The sequence below is a fragment of the Pedobacter nutrimenti genome (assembly GCF_032678445.1).
Classification (GTDB): domain Bacteria; phylum Bacteroidota; class Bacteroidia; order Sphingobacteriales; family Sphingobacteriaceae; genus Pedobacter; species Pedobacter nutrimenti_A.
The window spans coordinates 46,559-72,554 of the sequence record NZ_JAVTSQ010000012.1 but is presented as its reverse complement, the minus strand read 5'-3'; the positions used below and the strand labels follow the sequence as shown (position 1 = coordinate 72,554).

Annotated in this window: 28 protein-coding genes and 1 tRNA gene; 10 read left to right on the top strand and 19 right to left on the bottom strand. The window is 40.8% G+C overall.

Features of this window, described 5'->3' with window-relative positions; translation table 11 throughout:
- Nucleotide 1 precedes the first annotated feature (1 nt).
- From R2S08_RS21740 to R2S08_RS21730, 3 genes are all read right to left on the bottom strand, one after another.
- The gene (locus R2S08_RS21740; RefSeq protein ID WP_316837113.1) at nt 2-703 is read right to left on the bottom strand and encodes a CoA transferase subunit A; all 702 of its coding nucleotides are present in this window, start codon (nt 701-703) and stop codon (nt 2-4) included.
- A 63-nt stretch (nt 704-766) separates the two neighbouring features.
- A complete protein-coding gene (locus tag R2S08_RS21735; protein ID WP_316837112.1) occupies nt 767-3,142 on the bottom strand; it encodes an endonuclease MutS2 in 2,376 nt (791 codons plus the stop codon).
- Between the two features lie 2 nt (nt 3,143-3,144).
- Entirely contained in the window at nt 3,145-3,693 is a 549-nt protein-coding gene (locus R2S08_RS21730; protein WP_316837111.1) for a DUF4296 domain-containing protein, read from the bottom strand.
- A 161-nt stretch (nt 3,694-3,854) separates the two neighbouring features.
- Here R2S08_RS21730 and R2S08_RS21725 point away from each other — a divergent pair, with 161 nt between their 5' ends.
- From R2S08_RS21725 to R2S08_RS21705, 5 genes are read left to right on the top strand one after another with little or no spacing between them, the layout of a single operon-like run.
- On the top strand, nt 3,855-4,544 hold the full coding sequence (locus R2S08_RS21725; protein WP_316837110.1) for a YggS family pyridoxal phosphate-dependent enzyme: 690 nt from the start codon (nt 3,855-3,857) through the stop codon (nt 4,542-4,544).
- The gene (locus R2S08_RS21720; RefSeq protein WP_316837109.1) at nt 4,541-5,005 is read left to right on the top strand and encodes a GNAT family N-acetyltransferase; all 465 of its coding nucleotides are present in this window, start codon (nt 4,541-4,543) and stop codon (nt 5,003-5,005) included. The genes R2S08_RS21725 and R2S08_RS21720 overlap by 4 nt, the downstream gene beginning before the upstream one ends.
- A 4-nt stretch (nt 5,006-5,009) precedes the next feature.
- The gene (locus tag R2S08_RS21715) at nt 5,010-5,801 is read left to right on the top strand and encodes a DUF3298 and DUF4163 domain-containing protein (RefSeq protein ID WP_316837108.1); all 792 of its coding nucleotides are present in this window, start codon (nt 5,010-5,012) and stop codon (nt 5,799-5,801) included.
- Nucleotides 5,802-5,804: 3 nt separating this feature from the next.
- Nucleotides 5,805-7,079, top strand: coding sequence for an aspartate kinase (locus R2S08_RS21710; RefSeq protein ID WP_316837107.1), 1,275 nt, complete (start codon nt 5,805-5,807; stop codon nt 7,077-7,079).
- A complete protein-coding gene (locus R2S08_RS21705) occupies nt 7,072-8,250 on the top strand; it encodes a THUMP-like domain-containing protein (protein ID WP_316837106.1) in 1,179 nt (392 codons plus the stop codon). The genes R2S08_RS21710 and R2S08_RS21705 overlap by 8 nt, the downstream gene beginning before the upstream one ends.
- A 55-nt stretch (nt 8,251-8,305) precedes the next feature.
- Here R2S08_RS21705 and R2S08_RS21700 read toward each other — a convergent pair whose 3' ends face one another.
- The 5 genes from R2S08_RS21700 to R2S08_RS21680 form a co-directional block, all read right to left on the bottom strand.
- The gene (locus R2S08_RS21700) at nt 8,306-8,503 is read right to left on the bottom strand and encodes a cold-shock protein (protein WP_133780364.1); all 198 of its coding nucleotides are present in this window, start codon (nt 8,501-8,503) and stop codon (nt 8,306-8,308) included.
- 91 nt (nt 8,504-8,594) lie between these two features.
- Entirely contained in the window at nt 8,595-9,230 is a 636-nt protein-coding gene (locus tag R2S08_RS21695; RefSeq protein ID WP_316837105.1) for a peroxiredoxin, read from the bottom strand.
- A gap of 53 nt (nt 9,231-9,283) precedes the next feature.
- Nucleotides 9,284-10,207: a DUF72 domain-containing protein gene (locus R2S08_RS21690; protein ID WP_316837104.1), complete on the bottom strand. Its 924-nt coding sequence runs from the start codon at nt 10,205-10,207 to the stop codon at nt 9,284-9,286.
- A gap of 76 nt (nt 10,208-10,283) precedes the next feature.
- Nucleotides 10,284-11,375 carry a serine protease gene (locus R2S08_RS21685; protein WP_316837103.1) on the bottom strand — a complete coding sequence of 364 codons (1,092 nt, stop codon included), beginning with the start codon at nt 11,373-11,375 and terminating at the stop codon, nt 10,284-10,286.
- Between the two features lie 7 nt (nt 11,376-11,382).
- A complete protein-coding gene (locus R2S08_RS21680; RefSeq protein WP_108555288.1) occupies nt 11,383-11,949 on the bottom strand; it encodes an RNA polymerase sigma factor in 567 nt (188 codons plus the stop codon).
- A gap of 210 nt (nt 11,950-12,159) precedes the next feature.
- On the opposite strand from R2S08_RS21680, the gene R2S08_RS21675 reads away from it, so the two are divergent.
- The 3 genes from R2S08_RS21675 to R2S08_RS21665 all read left to right on the top strand — a co-directional run bounded on the left by R2S08_RS21675 (nt 12,160) and on the right by R2S08_RS21665 (nt 14,505).
- Nucleotides 12,160-12,387, top strand: coding sequence for a hypothetical protein (locus R2S08_RS21675; RefSeq protein WP_108555568.1), 228 nt, complete (start codon nt 12,160-12,162; stop codon nt 12,385-12,387).
- Between the two features lie 120 nt (nt 12,388-12,507).
- Nucleotides 12,508-13,854, top strand: a complete 1,347-nt coding sequence (gene purB, locus R2S08_RS21670; RefSeq protein ID WP_316837102.1) for an adenylosuccinate lyase — start codon at nt 12,508-12,510, stop codon at nt 13,852-13,854.
- A gap of 102 nt (nt 13,855-13,956) precedes the next feature.
- Nucleotides 13,957-14,505 carry a NifU family protein gene (locus tag R2S08_RS21665; protein WP_133780369.1) on the top strand — a complete coding sequence of 183 codons (549 nt, stop codon included), beginning with the start codon at nt 13,957-13,959 and terminating at the stop codon, nt 14,503-14,505.
- A gap of 73 nt (nt 14,506-14,578) precedes the next feature.
- Here R2S08_RS21665 and R2S08_RS21660 read toward each other — a convergent pair whose 3' ends face one another.
- The 4 genes from R2S08_RS21660 to R2S08_RS21645 all read right to left on the bottom strand — a co-directional run bounded on the left by R2S08_RS21660 (nt 14,579) and on the right by R2S08_RS21645 (nt 18,569).
- A complete protein-coding gene (locus R2S08_RS21660; RefSeq protein ID WP_316837101.1) occupies nt 14,579-15,373 on the bottom strand; it encodes an inositol monophosphatase family protein in 795 nt (264 codons plus the stop codon).
- A gap of 11 nt (nt 15,374-15,384) precedes the next feature.
- Complete coding sequence (locus tag R2S08_RS21655) at nt 15,385-16,539, bottom strand: prolipoprotein diacylglyceryl transferase (protein ID WP_316837100.1); 1,155 nt, start codon at nt 16,537-16,539, stop codon at nt 15,385-15,387.
- Between the two features lie 32 nt (nt 16,540-16,571).
- A complete protein-coding gene (gene mtaB, locus R2S08_RS21650) occupies nt 16,572-17,891 on the bottom strand; it encodes a tRNA (N(6)-L-threonylcarbamoyladenosine(37)-C(2))-methylthiotransferase MtaB (RefSeq protein ID WP_316837099.1) in 1,320 nt (439 codons plus the stop codon).
- Between the two features lie 114 nt (nt 17,892-18,005).
- Nucleotides 18,006-18,569, bottom strand: coding sequence for a UbiX family flavin prenyltransferase (locus R2S08_RS21645; protein ID WP_316837098.1), 564 nt, complete (start codon nt 18,567-18,569; stop codon nt 18,006-18,008).
- 306 nt (nt 18,570-18,875) lie between these two features.
- Between R2S08_RS21645 and R2S08_RS21640 the strand changes: the two genes are divergently transcribed.
- Nucleotides 18,876-18,952 (top strand) — tRNA-His (locus R2S08_RS21640).
- A gap of 187 nt (nt 18,953-19,139) precedes the next feature.
- On the opposite strand, the gene R2S08_RS21635 is transcribed toward R2S08_RS21640, so the two are convergent.
- The 3 genes from R2S08_RS21635 to R2S08_RS21625 all read right to left on the bottom strand — a co-directional run bounded on the left by R2S08_RS21635 (nt 19,140) and on the right by R2S08_RS21625 (nt 22,152).
- Entirely contained in the window at nt 19,140-19,604 is a 465-nt protein-coding gene (locus R2S08_RS21635; RefSeq protein ID WP_316837097.1) for a DUF3368 domain-containing protein, read from the bottom strand.
- On the bottom strand, nt 19,588-19,896 hold the full coding sequence (locus R2S08_RS21630) for a UPF0175 family protein (protein ID WP_316837096.1): 309 nt from the start codon (nt 19,894-19,896) through the stop codon (nt 19,588-19,590). The genes R2S08_RS21635 and R2S08_RS21630 overlap by 17 nt, the downstream gene beginning before the upstream one ends.
- Nucleotides 19,897-20,205: 309 nt before the next feature.
- Entirely contained in the window at nt 20,206-22,152 is a 1,947-nt protein-coding gene (locus R2S08_RS21625) for an SPFH domain-containing protein (RefSeq protein ID WP_316837095.1), read from the bottom strand.
- A 357-nt stretch (nt 22,153-22,509) separates the two neighbouring features.
- Here R2S08_RS21625 and rnhA point away from each other — a divergent pair, with 357 nt between their 5' ends.
- Nucleotides 22,510-22,983, top strand: coding sequence for a ribonuclease HI (rnhA, locus tag R2S08_RS21620; protein WP_133780378.1), 474 nt, complete (start codon nt 22,510-22,512; stop codon nt 22,981-22,983).
- Nucleotides 22,984-23,044: 61 nt separating this feature from the next.
- Here the strand turns inward: rnhA and fbp are convergent, their stop codons facing one another.
- The 4 genes from fbp to R2S08_RS21600 form a co-directional block, all read right to left on the bottom strand.
- Nucleotides 23,045-24,094, bottom strand: a complete 1,050-nt coding sequence (fbp, locus tag R2S08_RS21615) for a class 1 fructose-bisphosphatase (protein WP_316837094.1) — start codon at nt 24,092-24,094, stop codon at nt 23,045-23,047.
- A 21-nt stretch (nt 24,095-24,115) separates the two neighbouring features.
- Entirely contained in the window at nt 24,116-24,607 is a 492-nt protein-coding gene (locus R2S08_RS21610; protein WP_108553726.1) for a metallophosphoesterase family protein, read from the bottom strand.
- A gap of 78 nt (nt 24,608-24,685) precedes the next feature.
- On the bottom strand, nt 24,686-25,336 hold the full coding sequence (locus tag R2S08_RS21605; RefSeq protein ID WP_316837093.1) for a tRNA1(Val) (adenine(37)-N6)-methyltransferase: 651 nt from the start codon (nt 25,334-25,336) through the stop codon (nt 24,686-24,688).
- 57 nt (nt 25,337-25,393) lie between these two features.
- Nucleotides 25,394-25,777 (bottom strand): VOC family protein, encoded by a 384-nt coding sequence (locus R2S08_RS21600; RefSeq protein WP_316837092.1) that lies wholly within the window; start codon nt 25,775-25,777, stop codon nt 25,394-25,396.
- Between the last annotated feature and the right edge of the window lie 219 nt (nt 25,778-25,996).

Below are 25,996 nucleotides of genomic sequence, written 5' to 3'. Positions count from 1 at the left end.
CTTAATTTTTAGTTCTTACCGTACGTTGTTCAATTCTCTTCTCATAGTCAGCACCCTGAAAAATACGGTGTACAAATACCCCTGGTGTATGAATCTGATCCGGATCCAGTTCTCCGGCTTCCACCAGAATCTCTACCTCTGCAATGGTCACTTTTCCAGCCATCGCCATTACCGGATTAAAATTCCTGCTGGTCGATCTGTAGATCAGGTTGCCCGCAGTATCTCCTTTCCAGGCTTTTACAATCGAAAAATCAGCCTCAAAAGCATACTCCATCAGGTAATCCTTGCCATTAAAATTTCGTACTTCTTTACCCTCAGCCACTTCAGTACCCACACCTGCAGGTGTAAATATTGCAGGCATACCATAACCGGCAGCCATGCAACGTGTTGCTAAAGTACCCTGCGGAATCAATTCAACTTCCAGTTCACCACTCAGCAATTGCCTTTCAAATTCCGCGTTCTCTCCAACATAAGAAGAAATCATCTTTTTAACCTGACGCTGCTGCAGCATCAGCCCTATGCCAAAATCATCTACCCCGGCATTATTGGAAATGCAGGTCAGGTTCATCACGTTCTTTTTCACCAGTGCGTTAATGCAGTTTTCAGGAATCCCGCAAAGGCCAAATCCCCCCAGCATTAACGTATCACCGTCTTCTATATCCCGGATGGCTTCTATAGCCCCCGATACCACTTTATTGATCATATATTTGGTTTGACTGCTAAATTAAAAAAAGTCCCCCGAACTTTGTTAGTCCGGGGGTTATTATCATTTTAAATATACATACGTAATACCATCTCCTCCCCGGTCTGCATGCTCATCCTCCACACGGGTAACCTGGCTATACTTTTTAAGATACTCACGGATCAGCTTCCGGAGAATACCATCACCTTTTCCATGAATCAGTTTAATAAAAGGAAAGCCCATCATCACAGACCTGTCCAAATACTTCTCAACTTCCTGTAAAGCCACTTCACCCCGCATTCCCCTTAAATCCAGCTCTGCATTAAAAGAACTGATCGCTTCAGAAATACTGCCGGAATAAGAATTGGCCTGTATCGTTTTCCTCGCCTGCGTATTGCTGATCTTATGCACCCTGTTCTTTTTCAAAACAGACCTCAGATCACCCAATGCCACCACCAGGTTATCCCGGTTAATTTCCAATACCTGTCCAGTTGTTTCACTGTTATTGAGTTGTACCCAATCTCCAACCTCTATCGGTGTATTTAATTTTTGCACAGGTGCTTCCGGTTTCTTCTCTTCCTTTACCTGGTGCTGCACCAGCTGTTTCTGCAGGTTTTGCCGAAGCTCTTTAGTCGCTACTTTATCCGCCTGCTTTTCTTTAATTTCGGCAATCGTATTCTCCACCAGCTTGTTCGCATTTTTAATAATGGATTGTGCTTCCAGCTTCGCCTCCTTCATCAGGCTCTTCTTATTTTCCTCCAGAAAGAGCTTTAACTTTTCATTTTCAGCCACCAGGTTTTTGACTTTGTTCTGCTGGGTAGAAAGATGGATCTTCGTATCGTAAATCTGCTTCTTCTCTCTCTCCAGATCCACCAGCAAACTATCTATACGGTTTTGATTGGTACCCGTCTTTTCTCTCGCCAGTTTTAAAACTTCAGGCTGCAAGCCAATATTCTGCGCAATCTCAAAAGCATATGAACTCCCCGGTTTTCCAATCTCAAGTACATACAAAGGCTTCATTTTATCATTATCAAACAACATAGAAGCATTTTCAAGCCCAGGCGTATTACCCGCAAACAATTTCAGGTTCGAATAGTGGGTCGTAATTACTCCCCGTACCTTCTTATTGTTCAATACTTCCAGCACGGCTTCTGCCATAGGCCCGCCGAACTGTGGATCTGTACCTGTTCCAAACTCGTCAATCAGCACCAGCGACTTCGGCGTAGCATGAGCCACGAAATACCGCATCTTTGTTAAATGGGCACTATAGGTACTCAAATCACTTTCTATAGATTGATCATCTCCAATATCTGCAAAGATATTGTCAAATATGCCCACCTCACTGGATTCATGAACAGGAATCAATAAGCCGCTCTGGATCATAATCTGTAACAGACCAACCGTTTTCATACAAACAGATTTCCCACCGGCATTAGGTCCGGAAACCAGCAATATCCTCAACGTATCATGGATCTGCATATTTAACGGAACCACTGTTTTCCGATCTTCCTTAAAAGACAGAAACAAGAGAGGATGCCTTGCATTGACCAGCTTAGTCCTGGCTTCTTTTACCAAAACCGGCATATCCGCCTCTACCTCTATCGCAAAAAGTGCCTTTGCCCGTACAAAATCCAGCTTGGTTAAAAAGCCATGATAAGATAATAATAAAGGGGTATAAGGCCTCAGGTCATTGGTCAAAGCAATCAAAATCTTAATGATCTCCCTGCGTTTATCAAATTCCAGATCCCTTAACTTATTATTTAAAGTAAAAACTTCCTCCGGCTCCATATATACTGTCTGGCCGCTGGCCGACTCATCATGGATAAATCCTTTCAGTTTTCTCTTGTTTTCAGCCAGAATCGGAATACACATCCTGCCATCACGAATGGTCAGACTTCCATCAGCCACCCAATTGTTTCCAACGGCTTGTTTATAGATGTTATCCATCTTTTTCCTGACTTCCTGCTCACCTTTAGCAATATCCCCAATGATCTGCTGCAGAGCAGGAGAAGCATTAGGTTTGATCTTACCTTTGGGATCAAGAACAGTTTCAATCTTTTTAAGGATATTTTTCTCTACCGGCAGATGCTCAAATAAAGCCTCCAGGTTAGGATAAACCTCTTTTCTTTCGTCAAAAAAACGAAGTACAGAGAATACCGTTTGAAGAGATGCGTACATCTGGAACAACTCTTCCTCGACCAGGTAACTCCCTTCAGCCCTGATCTTCTCTGCTAAATATTTAATATCAAAAAAAGTACTGATCTGCAGGGGTTCCTGATTTTCCAGTATACTTTTAAATTCTCTGGTTTGTCTTAAAAATTTATTTATCTGGTCATAATTGGTCATGACCTGCATCTTACTCACCATTTGCTGACCCATAGGGCTTAAACAATTTTTATGGATGAGTCCTCTAATTTCGTTGAAACCTAAACGTTCCAAACAATTTTCGGGATATAACATAATTACTTTTGCGTCGTTTGAATTTGAACCTTCTTTAACTTTTTCTTCCTGATCTTCTTCTTAGGTTTCACCAATGCACTGTCCTTTTTAACCAATAAAGAATCCTTAGTCTTTATATTCTTGATTAATTTAGGATCCGGTACTGCAGCTTTTTTTGCCGCGTCTAACTTCAACTTCTTCTGCAGTTTTTTATTCGCAGCAGCCACAGAATCGACCACAACTTTATCCACCTTCTTTTTGGCCGCTGTCAAATCTGCCTTTATCTTTTCGTAGATACTGCTCATCAGATCCGGATGCGTATAGTAAAAGTTCATACTTTTAGTATATGCCGCTGAGTCAGTTCCATACTTTTTATAAATGCCCTTATAAAAAGAAGAAGCGACCTTTTTAGCCGAATCAGGCAGGGGAATCGTATTCACATATCCATCGGCTATATGGATATCATACAGTATTTTCCCCATATCATCAGGTTGTATAATATCTTTGGGAACAGGAGGCTTACATCCGAACAGGAACAAAGATGCAATCCCCGCTAACAAAATCTTCTTCATCGTATCATCAAATTTTTCTCTACAAACCCTGAAGCCACCCTTCTTTAAAATACTCCACATCTCCCTATATAAGCTATGCAAGGCTTCATCAATCTGTAAACATTATCTTTTCTTGCCGCAAATTGCGTCAAGGTTGTTAATTTTACCAAAAATACTGATAAATGAGCATAGCCGATAACTTATTAAAATATAAAAAGGAATTAGAAAGTACCTCCGCGAAACTGGTCGCTGTTTCTAAGAACAACGAAGCCGATGCAGTTCAGGAAGCTTACGATGCCGGACAAAGAATTTTTGGTGAAAATATTGTACAAGAGCTTGTCGACAAACAGACCCTATTACCAAAAGACATTGAATGGCACTTAATTGGCCACCTGCAAACCAATAAAGTAAAATATATTGCACCGTTCATCAGTCTCATCGAATCTGTAGACAGCTTAAAACTCCTGATTGAAATTAACAAACAAGCCTCAAAAAACAACAGGGTAATTGACTGCCTCTTGCAGGTCTATATTGCAGATGAAGATACCAAATTCGGCCTGGGATTTGATGAAGTTATAGAACTGCTCAGATCCGAAGAATTTGAAAGCCTGAAAAATATTAGAATTGTAGGATTGATGGGGATTGCCACCAATACAGAATCAAAAAAACAGATCCGCGATGAATTCCAGGAATTGAAAGTTTTATTCGATGGAATTAAACTGACTTATTTCCGGAAAGATGATTATTTTAAAGAAATTTCAATGGGAATGTCTGCAGACTATGAAATCGCCGTTGAAGAAGGCAGTACGATGGTAAGAATTGGCAGCAACATATTTGGTAAAAGAAAAATCAAACACTTTAAAGCAGAATGAGTATAACTATCCGCGTCGCAGAAAAGCAAGATTGCCCGGCACTCCTTGAACTCATCCATGAGCTGGCAATCTATGAGAAACTACCAGAAGAAGTGACAGTGACCCTGGAAGAGTTTGCAGATGCAGGCTTTGGAGAAAAGCCTGTATGGAAAGCATTTGTTGCTGAAAACGAGGATAAGATCATTGGGTTTGCCCTTTATTACACACGCTATTCAACCTGGAAAGGTTGCCGTCTTTACCTTGAAGACTTCATTGTTACCGAAGAATATCGCGGAAAAGGGGTTGGAAAACTCCTTTTTGAAACTGTAATGCAGGAAGCAAAAGACAAAAATTACAATGGAATGAGCTGGCAGGTGCTGGATTGGAACGAACCTGCAATCAATTTCTATAAAAAGTATGAGGCCAGTATGGAATCGGGCTGGTTAAATGCTTCCTTTTCCAAAGAACAAATTAAAAAATAGAGATATGAAAAAGATTGCTGCACTACTTGCTCTATCAAGCATTCTTGCTTGTCAAAGTGAAAAAAAAGGTGGCCAAACGGCCGACTCCACGAACACCGAGGCTACCGTCACAACAGACACCTTAACGTTTAAATACGATTCGCTTAAAGTATACAGCAAACTGGATACCACTAAAGCGACCATTGTATACCCGGTATTCAGCAGCGATAAGATCAATTCATCGATTCAGGCAGCCGCCCTGAAAACAGACAGCCCAGACGATCCTAAATATAAAAATTACAGTGAGCTCGCTACTGGATTTATCAAAGGCTTTGATGACTATAAAAAAGACAACAAAGGCGATCAGCAAACCTGGTTTAAGGAAGTTCGCATCAAGGTGCTGCAGCAAAGAAAAGCTTACCTGGGCTTACGATATGATTTTATCGACTATGCAGGTGGTGCACATCCAAATTACGCTATCGTGTTCCATAACTATAACACCCTCAGCAATAAAAGTGTAACCATCGATAGTCTGATTAAACCAGGCAGTCTTCCTGTATTAACCGCAACAGCAGAGAAAATCTTCAGAAAAAACGAAAAACTGACTCCTAAACAAAGCCTGGCAGACAATTACTTTTTCGAAAAGAACACCTTTTCATTGCCACGCAATTTTACCATAACAGACCAGGGATTGAAATTTCTATATAACCCCTATGAGATCAAGCCCTATGCAGCCGGCACTACCGAACTGCTGGTTCCGTTTGAACAAATTAAAGAAATCCTGAAACCCAATCCCGTTCTACCCGCACTAAAATAAAATATGGAAGTATATAAATTTGGTGGTGCATCTGTTTGTGATGCAAAATCCATCCAAAATATGGCCGGAATTATTAAAAGCACTTCGGCCAGCCCCCTGCTCATCGTTGTATCTGCTATGGGCAAGATGACCAACAAACTTGAAGCATTGACCAAATCCTATCTCTTTAGCGACGGACAGGCCCATGGATTGCTGGAGGAAGTTAAAACCTATCATTACCACATTCTGAACGAGCTCTTCACCGATCATAGCAATCCCGTATTCAACGATATTGCCAATACCTTTGTTGAAATTGAATGGCTTCTGGAAGAAGAAGCCAGCGATGCGCCGGATTACATCTACGATCAGATCGTTTCCATAGGAGAACTGGTTTCTACAAAAATAGTGACCGCCTACTTAAAATCAGCCGGATGCAATGCCGTCTGGGCCGATGCAAGGAATTACATTAAAACAGACAATACCTACCGGGAAGGCAAAGTGGACTGGAATAAAACAGAAGCCGAAATCCAGAAACACCTCTTGCCCCTACTAGGAAAATCTATAGTCGTTACACAGGGTTTTATTGGCAGCACCAGCGAAAATTTCACAACCACTCTTGGACGTGAGGGCTCAGATTACTCTGCTGCTATATTTGCCGCTTGCCTGAATGCCACTGCATTAACCATATGGAAAGACGTGCCTGGTGTACTCAATGCCGACCCAAAATGGTTTGCAGAAACGGAGAGGATTCCACAGCTTTCTTATCACGATGCCATAGAACTGACCTATTATGGAGCAACAGTGATCCATCCAAAAACCATAAAGCCCCTGCAAAACAGGAACATCCCGCTGTATGTCCGTTCCTTTGTTGATGCCGGCAGTCCAGGTACCGAAATTACCGCCCTCAACGCGCCGCTACCGGTACCCTCTTTCATCTTTAAAGTCAACCAGGTTCTGATTTCTATCTTTCCGAAAGATTTCTCCTTTATCATCGAGGAAAACCTCAGCGATATCTTCAGTCTCTTTCACAAGCATAAAGTAAAGGTCAACACCATGCTGAACTCTGCCATCAGCTTTTCAGTAAGTGTAGACCAGGATGAACAAAAAATAGACCGACTGATTAAAGAATTATCGGAACACTATAAAGTTAAATACAATACAGGACTGGAACTGGTTACCATTCGTTACTACAATCAGGGTACGATAGACAGGGTTACCGAAAACAAAGAGATCCTTTTGGAGGTTAAAAGCCGGCACACTTGCCAGATCGTAATGAAAGATAAAACAGCTATTGAATAAGTCCATTCTACATCAAGAAGTCCAGGCCTATATCAGCAGCCACCTGCAAGCTGATGTACATCAGCTTGCTATGGCCAAAAGCCCATTTGAACACCTGTCTTCCAGAGAATTGGCTGTACAGATCAGTTCCAAAAAGAAAACAGAGAAAAAGCTGCCTACCTGGTTTGCCGCAGCGCAAATTTATTACCCTGAACCCCTATCCATAGAACAGACCTCTTCAGAAACAACTGCTGCCTACAAAGCGAGCTTAATTGACGGTGGAACATTAATTGATCTTACCGGCGGATTTGGAGTAGACAGCTATTACTTTTCGAAAAAAGCAGAAAAGGTGGTCCACTGCGAGATCAATACTGAGCTTTCGGAAATTACAGCCCATAACCTGAAAACACTTGGCGCAGATCATATCCAATTCGTAGCAGGTGATGGATTGGCCTACCTGGAAGCCTATCCAGGGCATTTTAACACCATTTATATTGATCCTGCAAGAAGAAGTCAGTCAGGCAAAGTTTTCATGCTCAAAGACTGCACACCAAATGTGATTGAAAATATGGCTTTACTCCTGTCTAAATCAGACCAGATCATCATCAAAACCTCCCCCCTGCTCGACATCACAGCCGGGATCAAAGAACTACAATTCGTTACCGAAGTGCATATTATAAGCACCAGAAATGAATGTAAAGAACTGCTCTTTATTTTAAAAAGACACCAGAATACCCCCGTTAAAATCATCAGCAGTACCATTAACGAAAGCATCAAGCAATTTTCAACAGAACTGTATCAGGAAGCCGAAGTCACATTTAACGAAGGAAAGCTCAAGGAATACATTTACGAACCCGATGCCGCATTACTAAAAAGCGGTGCATTTTCTCTGATCGGAAAGACTTATGGGCTGGAGAAACTGCAGGAACAAACACAATTATATACTTCAGATCAATATAAAAAAGAATTTCCAGGCAGAATATTTAAAATAACCGAAACTCTTACGGCCGCAGATCTCAAAAAAGAAAAAGAATTAAGAGGAAATATCATTGTCAGGAATTATCCGGACAAGGCAGAAAACCTCAGTAAAAAGTATAAAATTAAACCCGCAGACGATCAGTTCCTGATCTTTACCAAAAGCAGATCCGCCGGTCTGCAGATCATTAAAGCACAGATATTGCAATACTATTAACAAAAAAAGGGCCGTCCGAATAAGACAGCCCTTTCTATATATCAGTAAGGTTTAATTAAACTTTTTTCACCTTAACCGCCTGCAAACCTTTTTTTCCTTCCGCAATTTCAAATTCCACGTTATCATTTTCCTGCAAGCTGTCAATTCCGCCCAAAACATCTTTAAAATGTACAAAAATATCCTTATTGCCATCGTACACAATAAATCCGTATCCTTTTTGAGTATTAAACCATTTAACTTTTCCGGTGTTCATAATTTTTAGTTCTTTGATAAAATAATAGGTTGTTTTTCAGTTCTTTAAATTATTACTAAAACTTAAAGAAACCAAAACTTTTGCGAAATTATTATTTATTCGGCTGAGGCGTAGTTCTCAAATACGGTTTAATAATTTTATGTCCCTTAGGGAATTTTGCAGGAATATCCTCCGTTTTAATGCTGTTGGCCACAACAACATCATCACCATCCTGCCAGTCAGCAGGTGTAGCTACCGTGTACTGTGCAGTAAGCTGTAAAGAATCAATTACTCTCAATACCTCATTGAAATTTCTTCCTGTAGAAGCCGGATAGGTTATGATCAATTTCACTTTTTTATCTGGCGAAATGATAAACAGGGAACGTACCGTTAAAGTTTCTGAAGCATTTGGATGGATCATATCATACAGATCAGCAATTTTCTTGTCTTCATCAGCAATAATAGGAAACTCCACATTCGTATTTTGGGTCTCGTTGATATCACTGATCCAACCCTTATGCGATTCCGCAGAATCCACACTTAGCGCCAGTACTTTTACATTTCTCTTTTCAAATTCACCTTTTAAAGCCGCTGTACGTCCAAGTTCTGTAGTACATACCGGCGTATAATCTGCCGGATGTGAAAACAAAACACCCCAGCTATCGCCCAGATAGTTATAGAAATCAATATCTCCGATAGAGGTTTTTGCATGAAAGTTGGGAGCGGTATCCCCTAGTCTTAAACTCATAATGTTGTGGTTTTTAGATTCAAATATAATATTCTACAAATTTAGTATACTATTTAAAATAATTCTCCTGTTTTTGTAATAAATTCAATTTCAGGAACAGCACTACCTAAATGCTTATTAAATTCTTTAATGGTATAGTTTGCCAAAATGGGGGTATCCCTTTCATCATGCTGATGAAGAAAAAAGTAAACCTTCTCCAAACCTCTGTCCAGCCAGGATTTGATTCTGATTACCCATTCATCAATCCTCTTGAAATCCGAATCTGCATGGCCCTGGCCATTTCCTACGAAACGTATAAAAATTTCAGGAATGGTCAATTCCATATGCAAACAATCCCTTCTGCCGCTGGCGTCGGTAATGATAGCCCCTTTATTCAAATCAGCCAGCATTTTAAACAAGTTCTTTCTAATCACCGGATCAGCAAACCATTCGGGATGGCGCAACTCTACAAAGACTTTGAAATCTTCCGGAAGGGATTTTAAATAACTTTCCAGCACCTCCATATTATTGGGCCCAAAGTTATCCCCCATCTGTAAAAAGCAGGGTCCCAACAATTCACCAAATTCACTGATCCCTGAAATATACTGATCGGTAGCTTCCTCTGCGTTTTTCAATCTTTTCAAATGACTGATGATCTGCGGAAACTTTGGACAAAAGACAAAACCATTTCCTGCGTTTCCAGCGGCTTTCTCTTTCCATTTCATCACCTGATCCTGTTTAGGCATGCTATAAAATATCGCATTCATTTCTATAGAATTGAAATGCTTTGCATATTCGTCCAGAAAATTCGCCTCCTTTGTTTTAGGCGGATAGATCATCCCCACCCATTCCTTTCGGCCCCATTTTGCGCAGCCAATATAAAAACGCGGATCAGCAGCTTTTTTCCCTTTTAAGGTCAAAGCCGTCTGAGCGCCGTCAGGCGGCAGCGTAAAATCTACCTGTTTAACCAGTTCGTCTAGTACTTTACCAAATTCCATAGGATAAATTTATAAAAACAAAACCCCCGAAACGAATAAGTTTCGGGGGTTTAAAAAATTTATATTTTTCCGGATACTAGTTGTAGACTTTGATCATAAATACATAATCCTGGATCTTCTCCGCTTGTTTCACTCTGCTCAGGCCCTGCAACGGACTTTTCTTGGAAACCGCTCTTTTGCCCAGGGAATCAGAAGGAATGGCACTCAGGGCCTCAAGGATGTATTTAGATTTAATCGCAAAGGCCGCACCATCCACCTGGTTCTCTTTCGCACTGATTACCCCAACCACGTTTCCATTATTATCCAGCAATGGCCCACCGCTGTTTCCAGGATTAACAGGAATAGACACCTGATAAGCCGTGGTATCGCCAGCATGTCCGGTACTCGAGCTCACATAACCCTGACCTAAAACCGCATCATCTTTAGGAAAACCCAATGTATATACGTTTTCACCCATACCAACCGCACTGCGTTTTAATTTATAAGGTAAAGCCGAAAGCGGAGAAAAATCTTTATCTACAATCTGTAAGATCGCCAGATCATACTGAGGATCTGTATAATAAACTTTAGCTTTATAGGCCTCTCCTTTACTATTTTGTACGTATACAGAATCCGCACCGTTGATCACATGCAAATTCGTACATAAAAACCCATTTGAGGTAATCGCAAAACCAGTACCACCAAATTTAGCAGGTCTTACAGGAGCGGCTTCCGTTTTGGCATTGCTGTTGATGTTCCGTATCAATTTATTCTGGGAACTTTTAATCCGGTCTAATTCCCTGCGCATCATCTCATAACTGCCATTCTGTTTCGTATTGTGCTGAATGGCAAAAACAGAAACCATAGCCAGCAAAATAAAAGAAGCTGCAACAGCCATCGCAGACTTATTATTACGCCACAATTTAACGATAGGGGAAGAATGAGGTTTAAGTTCAGTTTTCAGTGCTTCCACATCCATTGTGGCATGAGCAGCATCCATTTTATCCTTTAAGGAAAGGACATGGCCATAGTCCTTCAAAGAATCCAGAAAAACCTTATGCGCAACCAGTTTATGGTCCACAGAAGGATCTTTTATCCGTAATTCTTCAAAAGCTTTCGCTTCTTCCACAGACAGGTTACCATTCAGGTAATCTTCAATAATCGCCTCTAACTCTATTTCGTTCCTCATTGTATCATTAAGATTGAAAAAACAATTTCTTTAACCTTTGCAGACATTTATATTTCTGTGTCTTTGCATTATCTGTATTGGTATAACCAAATTTTTCAGAGATCTCCTGCATAGACAAATTATGAATATAAAAGTCCTGAATAATCGTTTTGCACGGTTCCCCTAAATGGAGCAAGGCCTCCTGCATTTTTTCAAATTGCCGGTCCTTTTCCTCATGCTTCTCCAAATCTGTCTCTACCGCCTCTATATCTTCAAAGTCTGTTACATTTACGGCCTTCTTACTTTCTTTTGAAAGTTTTTTGAGCCAAATACGTCTGCAAACTGAGTATATATAAGTTTTAAGTTTACTGCTTAATTCAAAATCTCCGCTCTTTATTTTATTATATAATATGATAATAGATTCCTGATACACATCTTTTGCATCGTCTTCATCACCGTTATTATTTAGAATAAACTGCAATATCATCGGAAAATATCCTGTATACAGCTTATTAAGCGCATCATCTGAGTTATTAAGTATCCCTAAAACTACTTCTCTATCTGTTGGAACTGAACTGCTTAACTTCTTACTCACCAATTAATACTTTTTTATGTGAATGGTAACCCAATTATAAATAAAAATTTTACTTTTGTGCCACTTTTATCTTAATACCCATTACAGATAAACAGTGACCCAAGAAACGCAGAAAAATATTTTTTATTTTTTTTTATTTTCAAGGGTTACCTTTTAAAGTTACCGGTATTAAGATGTAAAATTAATTAATTATTTAAAACGGAAATTAGAATGAAAAACTTATTTAAATTTGGCTTTTTAGCTTTAGCATTATCTTTATCAGTAGCAGCTTGTAACTCAGAAAACAAAGCTAAAGGATCTGACACTACTACAACTGATTCTTCAACTATCGTTACTGATACTAACAAAGTTGATACTACTGTTAAAGCTGCTACTGACACAGCTAAAAAAGATACTACAGTTAAAACTACTACTACTAAAACTGAAGTTAAACACTAGTCAAACTTTAATTTTTAAGGAAAAGGCTTTGGGAATCACCCAAAGCCTTTTTTTATGCCCCAAACCCTTAATAATCCCTAATTTATGTTACCTTTGCGGCTGTAAAAACTTCTCAATTACATGAATTTATCTCCACTTCAAGCTATATCTCCAGTTGACGGACGTTATAGAAACACCACTAAAGACCTGGCAAACTATTTTTCGGAATATGGCCTCATTAAATACAGGGTTTTTGTTGAAATAGAATATTTCATCGCACTATGCGAAACCAATTTGAATGGTTTGGCCGCCTTCGACAAAAACAGCTACGCAAAACTGCGTGCCATTTATGAAAATTTCGGAGAGCTTGATGCCACAGAGATTAAAAACACAGAGAAAATCACCAATCACGACGTAAAAGCAGTAGAATACTTTATCAAAAGCAAGTTCGATCAGCTTGGATTGCAGGATTTCAAAGAATTTATCCATTTCGGATTAACTTCACAAGACATTAACAATACAGCTATACCCTATACTTTTAAACTGGCCTTAAATGAGGTGTACTATCCAAACATCGCAGAATTGATCAGCAAATTAAAAGCGCTGGCCACAGAATGGGCAGATGTTCCTTTGCTGGCCCACACCCATGGACAGCCAGCTTCTCCAACCAAATTAGGTAAGGAGTTTCTGGTTTTCGCAGAAAGACTGGACATCCAGTTAAACAACCTTAAAAACATTCCCAACAGTGCTAAGTTTGGCGGTGCTACCGGAAATTTCAATGCACACCATATCGCTTACCCCTCTATCAATTGGGTAGATTTTTCCAATCAATTCGTTAATGAGACCCTTGGACTGACCCGTGCACAACACACCACACAAATTGAACACTATGATCAGTTTGCGGCACAATGTGATGCTTTGAAACGAATCAATAATATCATTATTGACCTCGACAGAGACATCTGGGCCTATATTTCCAAAAACTATTTCAAGCAGAAGATCAAAGAAGGAGAAGTTGGTTCTTCGGCAATGCCACATAAAGTAAACCCTATTGATTTTGAAAATGCAGAAGGCAATGCAGGAGTTGCGAATGCACTGTTCGAATTCTTTGCCGCTAAACTTCCAATTTCCCGTTTGCAAAGGGATCTAACAGATTCCACGGTATTAAGAAACGTTGGCGTTCCTGTGGCCCATACCCTGATTGCCATCTCTTCTACCTTAAAAGGCTTAAACAAAATCCTGTTAAACAACGAAGCGATCGCTGCAGACCTGGACAACAACTGGGCTGTGGTAGCTGAAGCCATCCAGACCATTTTACGCCGTGAAGCCTATCCAAACCCTTACGAGGCCCTGAAAGACCTGACCCGTACCAATCAAAAGATCACTGCAGAAACCATGGCTGTATTTATTGATGGATTAAACATAGGTGCTGAATTGAAGGAAGAATTGAAACAAATCACACCATTTAATTATACAGGCATATTTTAATCAGCAGCTTTAATTAGAATCTGTTTAAATTAATGACCTAAAACAGACATCATAAACTGAAATTGCATCACTAATTAATTATTTTTGTAGAAAAAAAAGACAATGACTATCAACGTATATACAGAGCAAACTCCAAATCCTGCTACAATGAAATTCATGGTCAATAAATTATTGATCAATGGCAGTGAAGATTTCGCAACAAAAGAGAGTGCTGAACATTCCCCATTTGCAAAAGAATTGTTCAAGTTCAATTTCGTTAATGGTGTATTCTTCGCCAGCAACTTTGTAACCATCACTAAAGCTGAAGATGCAGACTGGGCTGATATTGAACCCATCCTTAAAGAATTTGTAAAAGGCGCTGTAGAATCGGAGTATAAAATTAAAGAAGAAACTACAGAAGCGGTTAATTTTGAAGGCACAGACCTGGAAATTAAGATCCAGCAAATCCTGCACGATTATGTACGCCCTGCTGTAGAACAGGATGGTGGTGCCATCACGTATAAATCATTTGATGAAGGCGTCGTTACCGTAGAACTCAGAGGTTCATGCAGCGGATGCCCTTCTTCTACCATTACTTTAAAATCAGGCATACAGAACCTCTTGCAAAGAATGGTACCAGAAGTGAAAGAAGTCGTTTCAGAAGCACTGTAATCCATAGAATAAAACATAAAAAAGGCCGGTTCTCTGCAAGAGAAACCGGCCTTTTTTATGCCATTATATATCTTTAAGCATTAAAATGATTACTCATCGCTTCTAAAAGCTCCGCATCAATCAAGCCATTGGTCGCCAGGATCTCCCTTTTTTCTATAAACTCATCGCCACCGCCAAAATTCATAACACGACCACCAGCCTGTTGCACCAGATAGGCGCCTCCGGCTACATCATAAGCATTCAGATTGTATTCAAAAAAAGCATCAAATCTTCCACAGGCCACATAAGCCAGGTCAACCGCTGCAGAACCAATCCTTCTTAAACCGTGACATTTCTGCATCATATCAGAAAGCAAGGCCATATATTGCGGCTGCTTATCAAACTGATAATAAGGAAAGCCTGTTGCCAGCAAACATTCAGACAACGAAGGCCTGGAAGAAACCCGGATCACTTTATTGTTCAAATAAGCTTCACCACCTTTATAGCTGTAAAACATTTCCCCACGGTTGATCTCATAAACCACCCCAATTACGGGCTGATCCTCCTCATACAAAGCAATACTGATCGAATAAGCAGGAATACCATGGATAAAGTTCGTTGTCCCATCCAGAGGATCAATGATCCAGTTGAACACCTCCCCTTTACTGTTTACCGTTTCTTCTTCTGTTGTAAAACCAGCTCCTGGCAACAGTTTAGACAAATTGTACACCAGTTGCTGTTCAGCAGTCTTGTCTACATAAGAAACCATATCGTTCAATCCTTTAAACTCAACGCTCTTCGCATCAAAGTTCATAGACTCTTTTCGTATAAAATTACCAGTCAAACGCGCTATCGCGATCACCTTGGTACATAACAATTCGTAATTCAATCGCTTTCTATTTAAAGGGCTGCGTCTTTCTCTTTATTTTTAATCGAAAAGATCACCAGCGCCAAACCACCAATAAACAACAGGGACGAAATCAGTTCCGCCTGTGTAAAAGAAATTCCGGCCACATGATATTTCGAATTTACCCGGATCAGTTCTACAAAGAAACGCTCTACCCCGTTCATCATCATGTAAATACCAAACATCATTCCCGGGAATTTAATCCGGTCCCGAAGTTTCCAAAGGATCAGGAACAGAATAAAACAGACAATGACCTCATATATAGGCGTAGGATACACCGGCAAAGGCAATACATTACAGAATTTCCCTGTACAGCCCGGTATAGGAACACCTTCCATAGCCACATTGTTTGGATAAGTATAAGCCCAAAGCCAGTCCGGAAGCCAACCAAAAGGCTTAGGATGCGTATTTACAATTCCCCAGTCCCCGTCACCAGACATATGACAACCAATCCGGCCAACACTGTAAGCCAGCATCATACCGGGCCCGCCTACATCCAGCATATGCAAAGGTTTAATGCCATTCTTATTGGCAATATAAATAACTGCAGCACCACCGCAGATCAATCCGCCATAAAAGGTTAAACCACTAAAAGACAGCAAACCACCAATAGGGTCCTGGATAAAAGTATCCCAGTGCTCCAGGTTATCAAAAATCTTGGCGCCCAAAAAACCCCATATGGCTGCCCATACAATCATATGGCCCATCAACTGGTAAGGATGCTCTGTTACCTGTATCGTTTTAGGCTGAGGCAGTTTATGTTTACCTTTTTCCTGGTGATCCCAATAGGCAAACAGACCAGCAAAAAACAAACCACCCAGGATATTTCCTTTTGTCGACAGGAGCACCGTTTGGGCATCACTTACAAAAAGATGGTAATTTAATAAGGCGTACACCAGTTTGTAACCAATCAGGAAACCGAATATTCCGTTGTAGATCAGCTCCTGTGTTGTTGCAGGTTTACCAATCACTACATCTTTAATTCTTGCGTGTAAAATCCCTAAAGCCTCTTTTCGCTGCAATTCCTTTGTAAAAGCCCAATATCCGGCTACAAAAGCCAGGGCAACAAAAACACCAAAAGTATTAAAAGGCAAAGGAACCTGAATACCAAAAAGGTATTCTATAAAATGCGATACAGTAGGAAACATACGTATAAAAAAAGTTTTATGCGAATATAGGATTAATGCGCTAAAACTTGTTCGGTTTCTGTAACTTCTACCTCGCCCTCGGCTGTTATAGCCACCAGATTAACAGATTTGATTTCATTAACCATTACCGGATCATACTTTGCCCTTACCTTTACATAGTTTTTGGTAAAGCCATGCATAAAACCGCTTTTCTGATCATCTTCAAAAAGCACTTCTCCTACAGTTCCAAGCTGGGATTCATAGAAAGCCCTTCTTTTCTTTTCCGACAGGATGTGTAACATTTTGTTGCGGTCTGCGCGCGTACTTCCGGCAACACGGCCCTTCATTTCTGCAGCCGCTGTCTGTTCCCGCTCAGAATAGGTAAACACATGCAGATAAGAAATATCCAGTTCATTCAAAAACTGGTAAGTATCTAAAAAATCTTCATGGGTTTCTCCTGGAAAACCAACAATCACATCCACGCCGATACAGCAGTTCGGGATCAGTGCTTTAATGGTAGCCACCCGTTCCGTATACAATTCCCGCTGATAACGCCTGCGCATCAAACCCAATATTTTATTGGAACCTGACTGCAAGGGAATATGAAAATGCGGAACAAACCGCTTTGACCCCCCTACAAAACGAATGATCTCGTCACTTAAAAGGTTAGGCTCAATAGAAGAAATCCGGATCCTTTCAATACCTTCCACCTCATCCAGGGCTTTCACCAGGTCAAAGAATTTATCTTCCCGCTGCCCGTTCCTGATCCCAAAATCGCCCAGGTTAACACCAGTAAGTACAATCTCTTTCACCCCGCTTGCCGCAATCTGCTGCGCCCGGTTCACCACATTTTCGATGGTATCACTCCTGCTGCCTCCTCTGGCCAGAGGAATTGTACAATACGTGCAAGGATAATCACAACCATCCTGAACCTTCAAAAAAGTACGGGTCCGGTCGCCAATGGAATAGGCTGCTATAAAATTATGATTAACTTTTTCTATGCTTTGCTGATGAACAACCGCTTTTGGTGCTTTGGTCAGGTCGGAAATAAACTCTACAATCCTGAATTTCTCTGCTGCGCCCAATACCATATCCACCCCCTCGATCTCCGCAATCTCTGTAGGTTTCAACTGTGCATAACAGCCTACTATAGTTATGTATGCATTTGGAGAATACTTTAAGGCTTCCTTTACCACCTTCCGGCACTTCTTATCTGCATGATCGGTTACCGAACAGGTATTGATCACATAAACATCTGCGCCCGCAGTAAAATCTACGACAGCATAACCGGCATCGGTAAATAAACGCCCGATTGTTGAAGTTTCAGAAAAATTCAACTTGCAGCCTAAAGTATAAAATGCAACTTTCTTCATTAGTTATTATTATTGGCCATTAAAAGACCAGGCTTTCAAAGCCTGCAAAGATACGGGTTTCGAATGACTTATACAGAACCAAAGCTTTGGAGGATTGTAAACTTTATATAAAAATCAATCGTTCCAGCGGTAACTGTCCTGCTCCAGGCCAGCCAGATCCACCACGCGGCTCACCACCGTCTGTGCAACCTCTTCCATTGTCTGAGGTATACTATAATAAGAAGGATTGGCCGGACAGATGATCCCACCTGCTTCAGTAACCGTTTTCATGTTATTAATATGGATCAGACTGAAAGGCGTGTCCCGCACCACAGCGATGAGTTTTCTTCGTTCCTTTAAAACCACGTCTGCCGCACGGGTAATCAAATCATTAGAAATTCCTTGCGCGATCCGTCCCAACGTACCCATAGAGCAAGGAACAATGATCATCGTATCATATTTTGCAGATCCGGAAGCAAAAGGGGCATTAAAATCCATTTTCGAATAGAAATCAAAAGGATAATGGTCATAATCTTCATTTCCCAGCTCAAAACGCCAAACCTCTTTTGCATTGTCAGACATGACCACCCCCACCTTCTCTACCTGATCGGATAAAAGTTTAAGATTCTCTAATAAAAGCCTGGCATAGATGGAACCGCTGGCCCCAGTAATTGCAACAATGATTTTTTTCTTTTTCATGGACCCGATAAAGATACGAGCTTAAAAATAAAAAAGGGTCGAATAAATTAATATCCGACCCTACATCTACCTATGAAAAACATACCCTCGAAAGGGTAAGCCCAAATGTAATTATCTTTTCTTGAATAAAGAAAGTTTAAACATTCTTTTTTTATAATTTTTCATAATTCTTTTCGTTACGGAATTTCGGACGAAAAAATTAATCTCCCTGAATCAGAATTAATTAGTAAAAAAACGCCATTTATTCTTCGAAAAATTTGAATAATCAGTAAATGTTCGTACTTTTGTCACACTGAAAAAAACATGGTGGTTTTAGCTCAGTTGGTTAGAGCATCGGTTTGTGGTACCGAGGGTCGTGGGTTCGAGCCCCATATTCCACCCCAAGTTTTTGAAAAGCAGTCTGAAAAGACTGCTTTTTTTGTTTCTGAACGGTTCAAGTCCCTTCTTCCGCATACAAACGACAATTCGATCGGTATCTTTAAAACATCATGTATAAAGTCTTTGCATGATTAAGTTGTCATGTGTAAAAAATCAAACTATCTTTATATGATCAATTTAATAGAAGATCCATTATTCCCCAGCATCTTTGATAATCTGGGTAGTCAACCACTCAGAAATCCGAAAATTAGTTTGTTGTATTTTGATAATGTATGGTTTAACTGAAGGAATGATGCCGTTAAGCTTTGCATTAAGTATCACACCAACGGTTCCTATAATGTTAAGTTCAAGTTTTTTTGCAAATCTCCTGCCGCCTGCATCATCTATAATGAGTAGGTCAGCATGGATTTCTGATGCAAGCGCCATAGCACTGGCCTCACCGATATCTACAGTTTCAGCATAATCATATAATAAATCACGATTCTGCACAGCAATAACAGCAACCCAATCAGGTAACCTTTTGCCAAATTCAGCAGCTATCTCAGGAGTTGTTATTACTTGTTTGTATAAGGATTGAATCAAGTGCATACCACCTATTTTGTCCAGCGTAATGAAACAGCTGGCATCGGTAATGACAATTTTATTCTGTATGGGCATGCCTGAACATTTCAAGATCTTCGACCACACTTTGATCCAAATAATGAACATCGTACTTTATCAGGATTTCAGCAAAATCCCACTTCTTCATCTGGCACATTTCAGCAGCTTGTCTTAAGGTAAGCTTACCTGCTTCATAGAGCTTGGCTGCAATAAGGCGTATCGTTTCCTCATGCTCTTTCTCAAGGGCATCAGGAACTTGTATGGTCATTGTAGTCATATCATAAAGATACGTATTATTAAAATTTAAACCAAAATGTCTGCTGGTGATAGAATGGTTTTTTTGATACATTACAAGGGATAATTATTCTATTTTTTGTTTAATTTGCTATCTCAGAATTTCAACAGTGGACAATCTACTATTATACAGGTCTAACAAATAGCTCAGCCCATATTCGAGCCTACGTATCCTGCCGTCAAAAGAAAAAGGGTTTTTAAACATAAAGTGTGGTGTAAGAGTCTTAATTAGAATGAAAGCACATTGAGTTGTTTGGCAAAATAAATCTTGGAATTGTACAATTCTATGAAAAATCATCAATATTCTAAAAAAAGCCCCGAAAAAATCGGGGCTTTTCATTTTCAACTACAATAAAAAACAGCACTAATCCTTTTTAGGTTTTATTTCCACAACCTCCGTTACCGTAAGCAAATCCTTACGTTTCTCCGGATCCATCAACTCCATCAGTCTCAAACCCAGCAAACCATCCATTGCCGACCCCCCATTATTCCCGTTTCCACCAATCAGCACATCAGGAATTAATTTAACATTTCCTTTAGACAGCTCTTCTGTAATTTTATATCGCGTAAAGTTTTCACCACCCAACGCCTTCACTGCAAGCTCATAAGCCTCGGCAGTAGACTTACCCACAGCCAGAATTTTACCCGCCTCAGCACTACCTGTTAAAGAAATCTGCTCAGCCTCTGCTGAAGCCCTCAGTTTAATCGCCTCAGAATCTGCCTGTGCCCTTGCTTTAGTCGCTTCAGCCTCCGCATGTGCCCTCATTTTAGTCGCTTCTGCTTCTGCACCAACCGCCAGTTTTACACCTGCCGCGTCACCTTCCGACTTTTTCACTGTAGCACTTGCCGTCCGTTCTGCAATCTCTACACTTTGCTGCGCTTTAACAATATCCTTTTGCATATCCGCAATCGCCGTTTCTTTTTCCATCCCCTGACGTGTTTCCTGCGCCTGCTTCTGCGTATTATACGTCACCTTTTGCTCTTCCGCTATTTTACGATCAGTCAAGGTCTTCATTAAGGATTCCGGCGGAACAATATCCCCGATCAACGTATCAACCGCATTCACATTATACTCATCCAGCACTTTTCGGATGTGCTCTTTAGCCGATTCCTGACGTTCCTTACGTGTACTCAGGAAAGCAATCACATCACTGTCCTGCGCCGAGTTACGGAAATAGTTACCAATCGTTGGCTCCAGTACCTGTGAAACCAGGTTCACCATATTACCAAAACGGGCAATCACCTTCGGCGCCTCTGTTGTTGGAACATGAATAATTTGCGCCACATCTAAATTAAAAGGGAAACCATCTTTTGAACGAACAGTGATCGTAGATAAATTTTTATCCAGATTATGCGCTTCACTGCGCGCCGATGCCCAGTTCAAAACCAAATTGGTTGTCGGCACCAGTTCCACCTTCATAATATACTTGTTGATCGGATATTTACCCGGACCAAGCGGCTCCAGCCAAACGCCTTTAGAACCTTTACCCACAATATTACCATGTTTAAAATCAGCCCCGGTTAAATCATTACCATCCTGTCCAACAAAGGAAATCACCACACCAACATAACCAATAGCAATTTCCGTCATCGGGATCTCTTCCAATTGAATAGCCCAGGGGTTTAAATTATAAGAACCTGCCAGAATCACTTGCGGCTGCAGCCCCCTGTTACCTCCCTGTTTAATAAACACATCAAAATCCTGAAAATTATTATGCCCCTCAATCAGTTTACCTGCAATCTGGTTCGCTTCAATCGGCAATCCGTCAAGCGTAGTTACAATCCCCACCATGCTTTCCTGGATACGGATCATATCGGTAATCGAAATCTGGAACAACATCGTATTAATACGGTAAGAACCCGACGTAATATAAGATGCCTGCCGGCCACGCTGCCCACCATTTTCCAAAAACTTGACTGCATCCTGGAAATTATCCGAATCCACTCTTTTGCCCAGGATATTACCCGTTGGTATTTCTGAACCATCCTTGGCCATAATCAACCCGATTTTACCCTCAGGAATAATGGTAAACTGCTCCATCGTTACACTGTACTGCCAAAACCACATTCCAAAATAGAGTCCTGGCGCCAGAGTCTTCCCTTGAAAACCAGCTTCCCCCTTAATGGCAATAATCCTTCCATCCGGCAATTCCTTATCCGCCCCAAAGAGCACAAACTTTTTAGTAATTAACCCAATTTTGTCTTCAGGAACAATCACCATCCCAAATAAAAACCGCAAAATATATTTGTATAAAACTGCACATAACAGTGCCACTAAAATCCACCAGAACTTAAAAATGAGCGCTTCCATAAGCCTATTTATTTTTTGTTTTTTAGCCTGATAAACCATTTATCAGGCTCCATATAGAGGCCAAAATAAACACATTGTTACCACATTTTTCACTTATTTTAAAGATATATTTCAATCGATTCTAAGGCCTGAAAGACGATTCAAGGCAGATTTTAATGAAAGTACCACCTGCACTTGACACTTCGGCAGATCGCTTATTAAACGCCGGAAAAACAGGCAAAATTCAAATTACACACCAAAGACATCATTACAACTCAGCCGATAAGCATCGGCCGGCCCGTTTTAGCTTTCAGAAGCAAATCATATTGTTTAATTTCGCCATATACCAGAAAAGAAAACAGAGACAGGGATAGATTTATGATAGACATTTACACAGACGGAGCAGCAAGCGGAAATCCAGGTCCCGGAGGTTACGGCGTAATTTTACGTTCCGGAGCTCATTACAAAGAACTCAGCGGCGGTTTTCGCCTCACCACCAACAACAGAATGGAACTTCTTGCTGTCATTGTAGGCTTGCAAACCATCAAAAGCCCCGGACAACAAGTAACCGTATACTCAGACTCCAAATACGTAGTAGATTCAGTAGAAAAGAAATGGGTATTCGGATGGGTAAAAACAAGCTTCAAAGGCAAAAAGAACAGTGACCTTTGGATGCGCTTCCTCAATATATACAAACAACATCATGTAAAATTTGTCTGGATCAAGGGGCACAACAGCCACCCTGAAAACGAACGCTGTGACCAACTGGCAGTAGCCGAATCCAGAAAAGGCAATACCTTACCTCCTGATGTGGGCTTTGAGGCAGAAAGAAACAAACCCTCATTTTTATAGCAGGTCACAAAATAAAAAAGCGGAACTAAGTTCCGCTTTTTTATTTCCATACCTTATTTAACTATACCTTTACTGCCACCGCACTGTTGACTTCCCGCCGCGTCTCCGGAGAATGCTCCAGCATCAATTGTTCCGCCATATCTACCATTTTCTCCGAACCAATAAATATAGACACCCTTTGATGCAAAGCCGTAGGCTGAATATCCAGGATCCGGTTAAAACCATCAGAAGCCTTCCCTCCCGCCTGTTCAATGATAAAGGCCATCGGGTTACATTCATACAACAACCTCAATTTTCCATTAGGAGAACTTGAAGTCGTCGGATACATATAAATCCCCCCTTTGATCAGGTTCCGGTGAATATCTCCTACCATAGACCCAATATACCTTGACGTATAAGGCCTTCCTGTAGATTCATCCTCCACCTGTGCATATTTCAAATATTTCTTCACCCCTTCCGGGAAATGCACATAATTTCCTTCATTAATGGAATAAATCTTTCCATCCGCAGGCACCTTCATGTTCGGATGCGACAAGCAAAACTCCCCGATGGAAGGATCCAGTGTAAATCCGTTTACTCCTTTACCAGTTGTATACACCATCATGGTAGAAGAACCATAGATCACATAGCCAGCCGCCACTTGTTGCGTTCCTTTTTGAAGAACATCATCAATAGTTGCCATACCTGTAACCGATTTCCTCCTGTAAATAGAAAAAATAGTCCCTACAGCAACATTACAATCAATATTGGAAGAACCGTCCAAAGGATCGATACATACAATATATTTGGCATTCTTAGACACCGGCGAATCAATCGGCACAAATTCTTCTTCTTCCTCTGTTGCTACAATACAGCATTCTCCTCCACTCGTTAAAGCAGAAATGAACTGCACATTTGCAAACACATCCAGCTTCTGCTGCCCTTCCCCCTGGATGTTAATGGTGCCGGCTGCCCCCAGAATGTCAACCAGACCTGCTTTGTTCACCTCCCGGTTTACAATTTTTGCGGCAATCCCTATATCTCTCAATAACCTTGAAAGCTCTCCTTTTGCATAGGGAAAATCTGCCTGTTTTTCAATAATGAACTGTCCTAATGTTTTTATACCCGACATGTACTTAGTGTAATTAATACGTTATCTATTGCCTAATTCTATGGCCTCTAAGGTATGTATTTTTTCTTCTGAAATACAAAATCGAATTAAAGTTCTTACTTTATGCCAGCCCGATTTTCCTGCTGCACCGGGATTTATATGCAGACTTTTGATTTTTTCATCGTACATCACCTTCAGGATATGAGAATGACCCGTGATAAAGAGCATCGGAGGCTTAGTGTAGATATCTGGTTTTACGTTCTGAGAATATCTCCCCGGATAACCACCAATATGGGTCATCCAAACATCTACCTGTTCACAATTGAAACGAAGGTGTTCGGGAAACTCCGCACGAATCTCCTGATCATCAATATTCCCATAAACGCCTTTAAGCGGTTTAAACGCGGCAAGCGGTTCCGCAACGCCCACACCAAAATCTCCTGCGTGCCATATTTCATCGCATTTATCGAAATATTTAAATACCGCATCGTCTAAAAAACTATGCGTATCAGACAAAAGACCTATTGTTTTCATTATGTATATATGATTTGAAAGTATTTTAAACTATATACCCCGAAGTCGTCTTCAGGGCACCTGCCCGAACCTGTAGAGCTAAAAAGCGAGAAAGAAGTCTTTCAGCAAATGTTTGTAAGCATCGGTATATACGCCTCTCTCTGCATAAATATAGAATTTTTCATGCTGTACCGGCCGATCTCCGAAACCAAAGCAAACGATTTGCCTGAATTCTTCTTTGTTTTCATCGGAATACAGATGAATAATCTTGTGAGGGAACAAACGGTATAAAACCGCATTCAACATCAAATCGGCAGCTTGTTTTACAGGTAGAATGACCCAGAATAGCCCTTCAGCAGTAAGGAGCGTAGCTACTTTTCTGATCAGCAGTTCAAAAAAAGCTTCATCTGCATGCCGGGCAATTCCTTTTCTGGCTTCCTGGCTTTTGAGATCGTTTACAAAATATGGTGGGTTAGAAACCATTAGATCATAGCGTACCGATGGTTCAAACAGAGCAATATCCTGATGAAAAACAGAAAGACGGTTGGCAAAAGGAGATCTGGAGAAATTATATTCTGCCCTTTTTGCTGCTGCTTCGTCAATTTCTACGGCATCAACATGAGCCTGATCAAAGCGCTGCGCCAGCATCATGGCGATCACACCTGTACCTGTACCGATATCAAGAATGGATGAGGGCGCATTTTGCCCGGATAAGGTGCCCAGCAAAATTCCGTCTGTATTGATTTTCATTGCGCAATCTTGTTGTTCAACTTCAAATTGCTTAAACCGGAAAATACTGCCCATGGACTAACGTTCGTAGATTTCCAGGGGTAAGCCGTCGGGATCGCTAAAGAAAGTAAAACGCTTGCCTGTGTACTCGTCGATGCGTACGGGTTCGGTTACGACACCCATTAATTGCAAAAGGTTTACAGTGGTATCTACATCATCTACTTCAAAGGCCAGATGCCTTAAACCTGCGGCTTCTGGCCGGGAAGGTCTTTCTGGCGGGTTCTCGAAAGAGAACAGTTCGATTTGGTAGTGGTCGTTTATGGCCAGGTCGAGTTTGTAGGATTTACGCTCGGCTCTGTAGACTTCCTGGACTACGGTTAATCCGAGGATACGGACGTAGAAGTCTTTGCTCTTTTCATAATCGGTGCAGATAATGGCTATATGATGAATTCTATTAAACATTGTCGTCTTTTCTGATGAGTTATGCCAAAGGTAAAAAAAATGAAGACAAATCCGGGATGCTCTTCGCGGACTGGAGTCTTTGCCTCGCTTCGCTCTTGTGGCAAAGCCCCCTGAGGTCCGCTCTGAGCAATCCCGGATTTGCTGGGCGCATAACTTGTCATTTTTTATACTTTGGCATAACGCATAGGCAAAGAGACCGAATGAGGGTGGTCATCCGGG

Bases quoted from the DNA above. Each gene is read 5' to 3' on its own strand.
- R2S08_RS21740 (WP_316837113.1), bottom strand. From the start codon at position 703: ATGATCAATAAAGTGGTATCGGGGGCTATAGAAGCCATCCGGGATATA.
- R2S08_RS21735 (WP_316837112.1), bottom strand. From the start codon at position 3,142: ATGTTATATCCCGAAAATTGTTTGGAACGTTTAGGTTTCAACGAAATT.
- R2S08_RS21730 (WP_316837111.1), bottom strand. From the start codon at position 3,693: ATGAAGAAGATTTTGTTAGCGGGGATTGCATCTTTGTTCCTGTTCGGA.
- R2S08_RS21725 (WP_316837110.1), top strand. From the start codon at position 3,855: ATGAGCATAGCCGATAACTTATTAAAATATAAAAAGGAATTAGAAAGT.
- R2S08_RS21720 (WP_316837109.1), top strand. From the start codon at position 4,541: ATGAGTATAACTATCCGCGTCGCAGAAAAGCAAGATTGCCCGGCACTC.
- R2S08_RS21715 (WP_316837108.1), top strand. From the start codon at position 5,010: ATGAAAAAGATTGCTGCACTACTTGCTCTATCAAGCATTCTTGCTTGT.
- R2S08_RS21710 (WP_316837107.1), top strand. From the start codon at position 5,805: ATGGAAGTATATAAATTTGGTGGTGCATCTGTTTGTGATGCAAAATCC.
- R2S08_RS21700 (WP_133780364.1), bottom strand. From the start codon at position 8,503: ATGAACACCGGAAAAGTTAAATGGTTTAATACTCAAAAAGGATACGGA.
- R2S08_RS21695 (WP_316837105.1), bottom strand. From the start codon at position 9,230: ATGAGTTTAAGACTAGGGGATACCGCTCCCAACTTTCATGCAAAAACC.
- R2S08_RS21690 (WP_316837104.1), bottom strand. From the start codon at position 10,207: ATGGAATTTGGTAAAGTACTAGACGAACTGGTTAAACAGGTAGATTTT.
- R2S08_RS21685 (WP_316837103.1), bottom strand. From the start codon at position 11,375: ATGAGGAACGAAATAGAGTTAGAGGCGATTATTGAAGATTACCTGAAT.
- R2S08_RS21675 (WP_108555568.1), top strand. From the start codon at position 12,160: ATGAAAAACTTATTTAAATTTGGCTTTTTAGCTTTAGCATTATCTTTA.
- purB (WP_316837102.1), top strand. From the start codon at position 12,508: ATGAATTTATCTCCACTTCAAGCTATATCTCCAGTTGACGGACGTTAT.
- R2S08_RS21665 (WP_133780369.1), top strand. From the start codon at position 13,957: ATGACTATCAACGTATATACAGAGCAAACTCCAAATCCTGCTACAATG.
- R2S08_RS21655 (WP_316837100.1), bottom strand. From the start codon at position 16,539: ATGTTTCCTACTGTATCGCATTTTATAGAATACCTTTTTGGTATTCAG.
- mtaB (WP_316837099.1), bottom strand. From the start codon at position 17,891: ATGAAGAAAGTTGCATTTTATACTTTAGGCTGCAAGTTGAATTTTTCT.
- R2S08_RS21645 (WP_316837098.1), bottom strand. From the start codon at position 18,569: ATGAAAAAGAAAAAAATCATTGTTGCAATTACTGGGGCCAGCGGTTCC.
- R2S08_RS21635 (WP_316837097.1), bottom strand. From the start codon at position 19,604: ATGCCCATACAGAATAAAATTGTCATTACCGATGCCAGCTGTTTCATT.
- R2S08_RS21630 (WP_316837096.1), bottom strand. From the start codon at position 19,896: ATGTATCAAAAAAACCATTCTATCACCAGCAGACATTTTGGTTTAAAT.
- R2S08_RS21625 (WP_316837095.1), bottom strand. From the start codon at position 22,152: ATGGAAGCGCTCATTTTTAAGTTCTGGTGGATTTTAGTGGCACTGTTA.
- rnhA (WP_133780378.1), top strand. From the start codon at position 22,510: ATGATAGACATTTACACAGACGGAGCAGCAAGCGGAAATCCAGGTCCC.
- fbp (WP_316837094.1), bottom strand. From the start codon at position 24,094: ATGTCGGGTATAAAAACATTAGGACAGTTCATTATTGAAAAACAGGCA.
- R2S08_RS21610 (WP_108553726.1), bottom strand. From the start codon at position 24,607: ATGAAAACAATAGGTCTTTTGTCTGATACGCATAGTTTTTTAGACGAT.
- R2S08_RS21605 (WP_316837093.1), bottom strand. From the start codon at position 25,336: ATGAAAATCAATACAGACGGAATTTTGCTGGGCACCTTATCCGGGCAA.
- R2S08_RS21600 (WP_316837092.1), bottom strand. From the start codon at position 25,777: ATGTTTAATAGAATTCATCATATAGCCATTATCTGCACCGATTATGAA.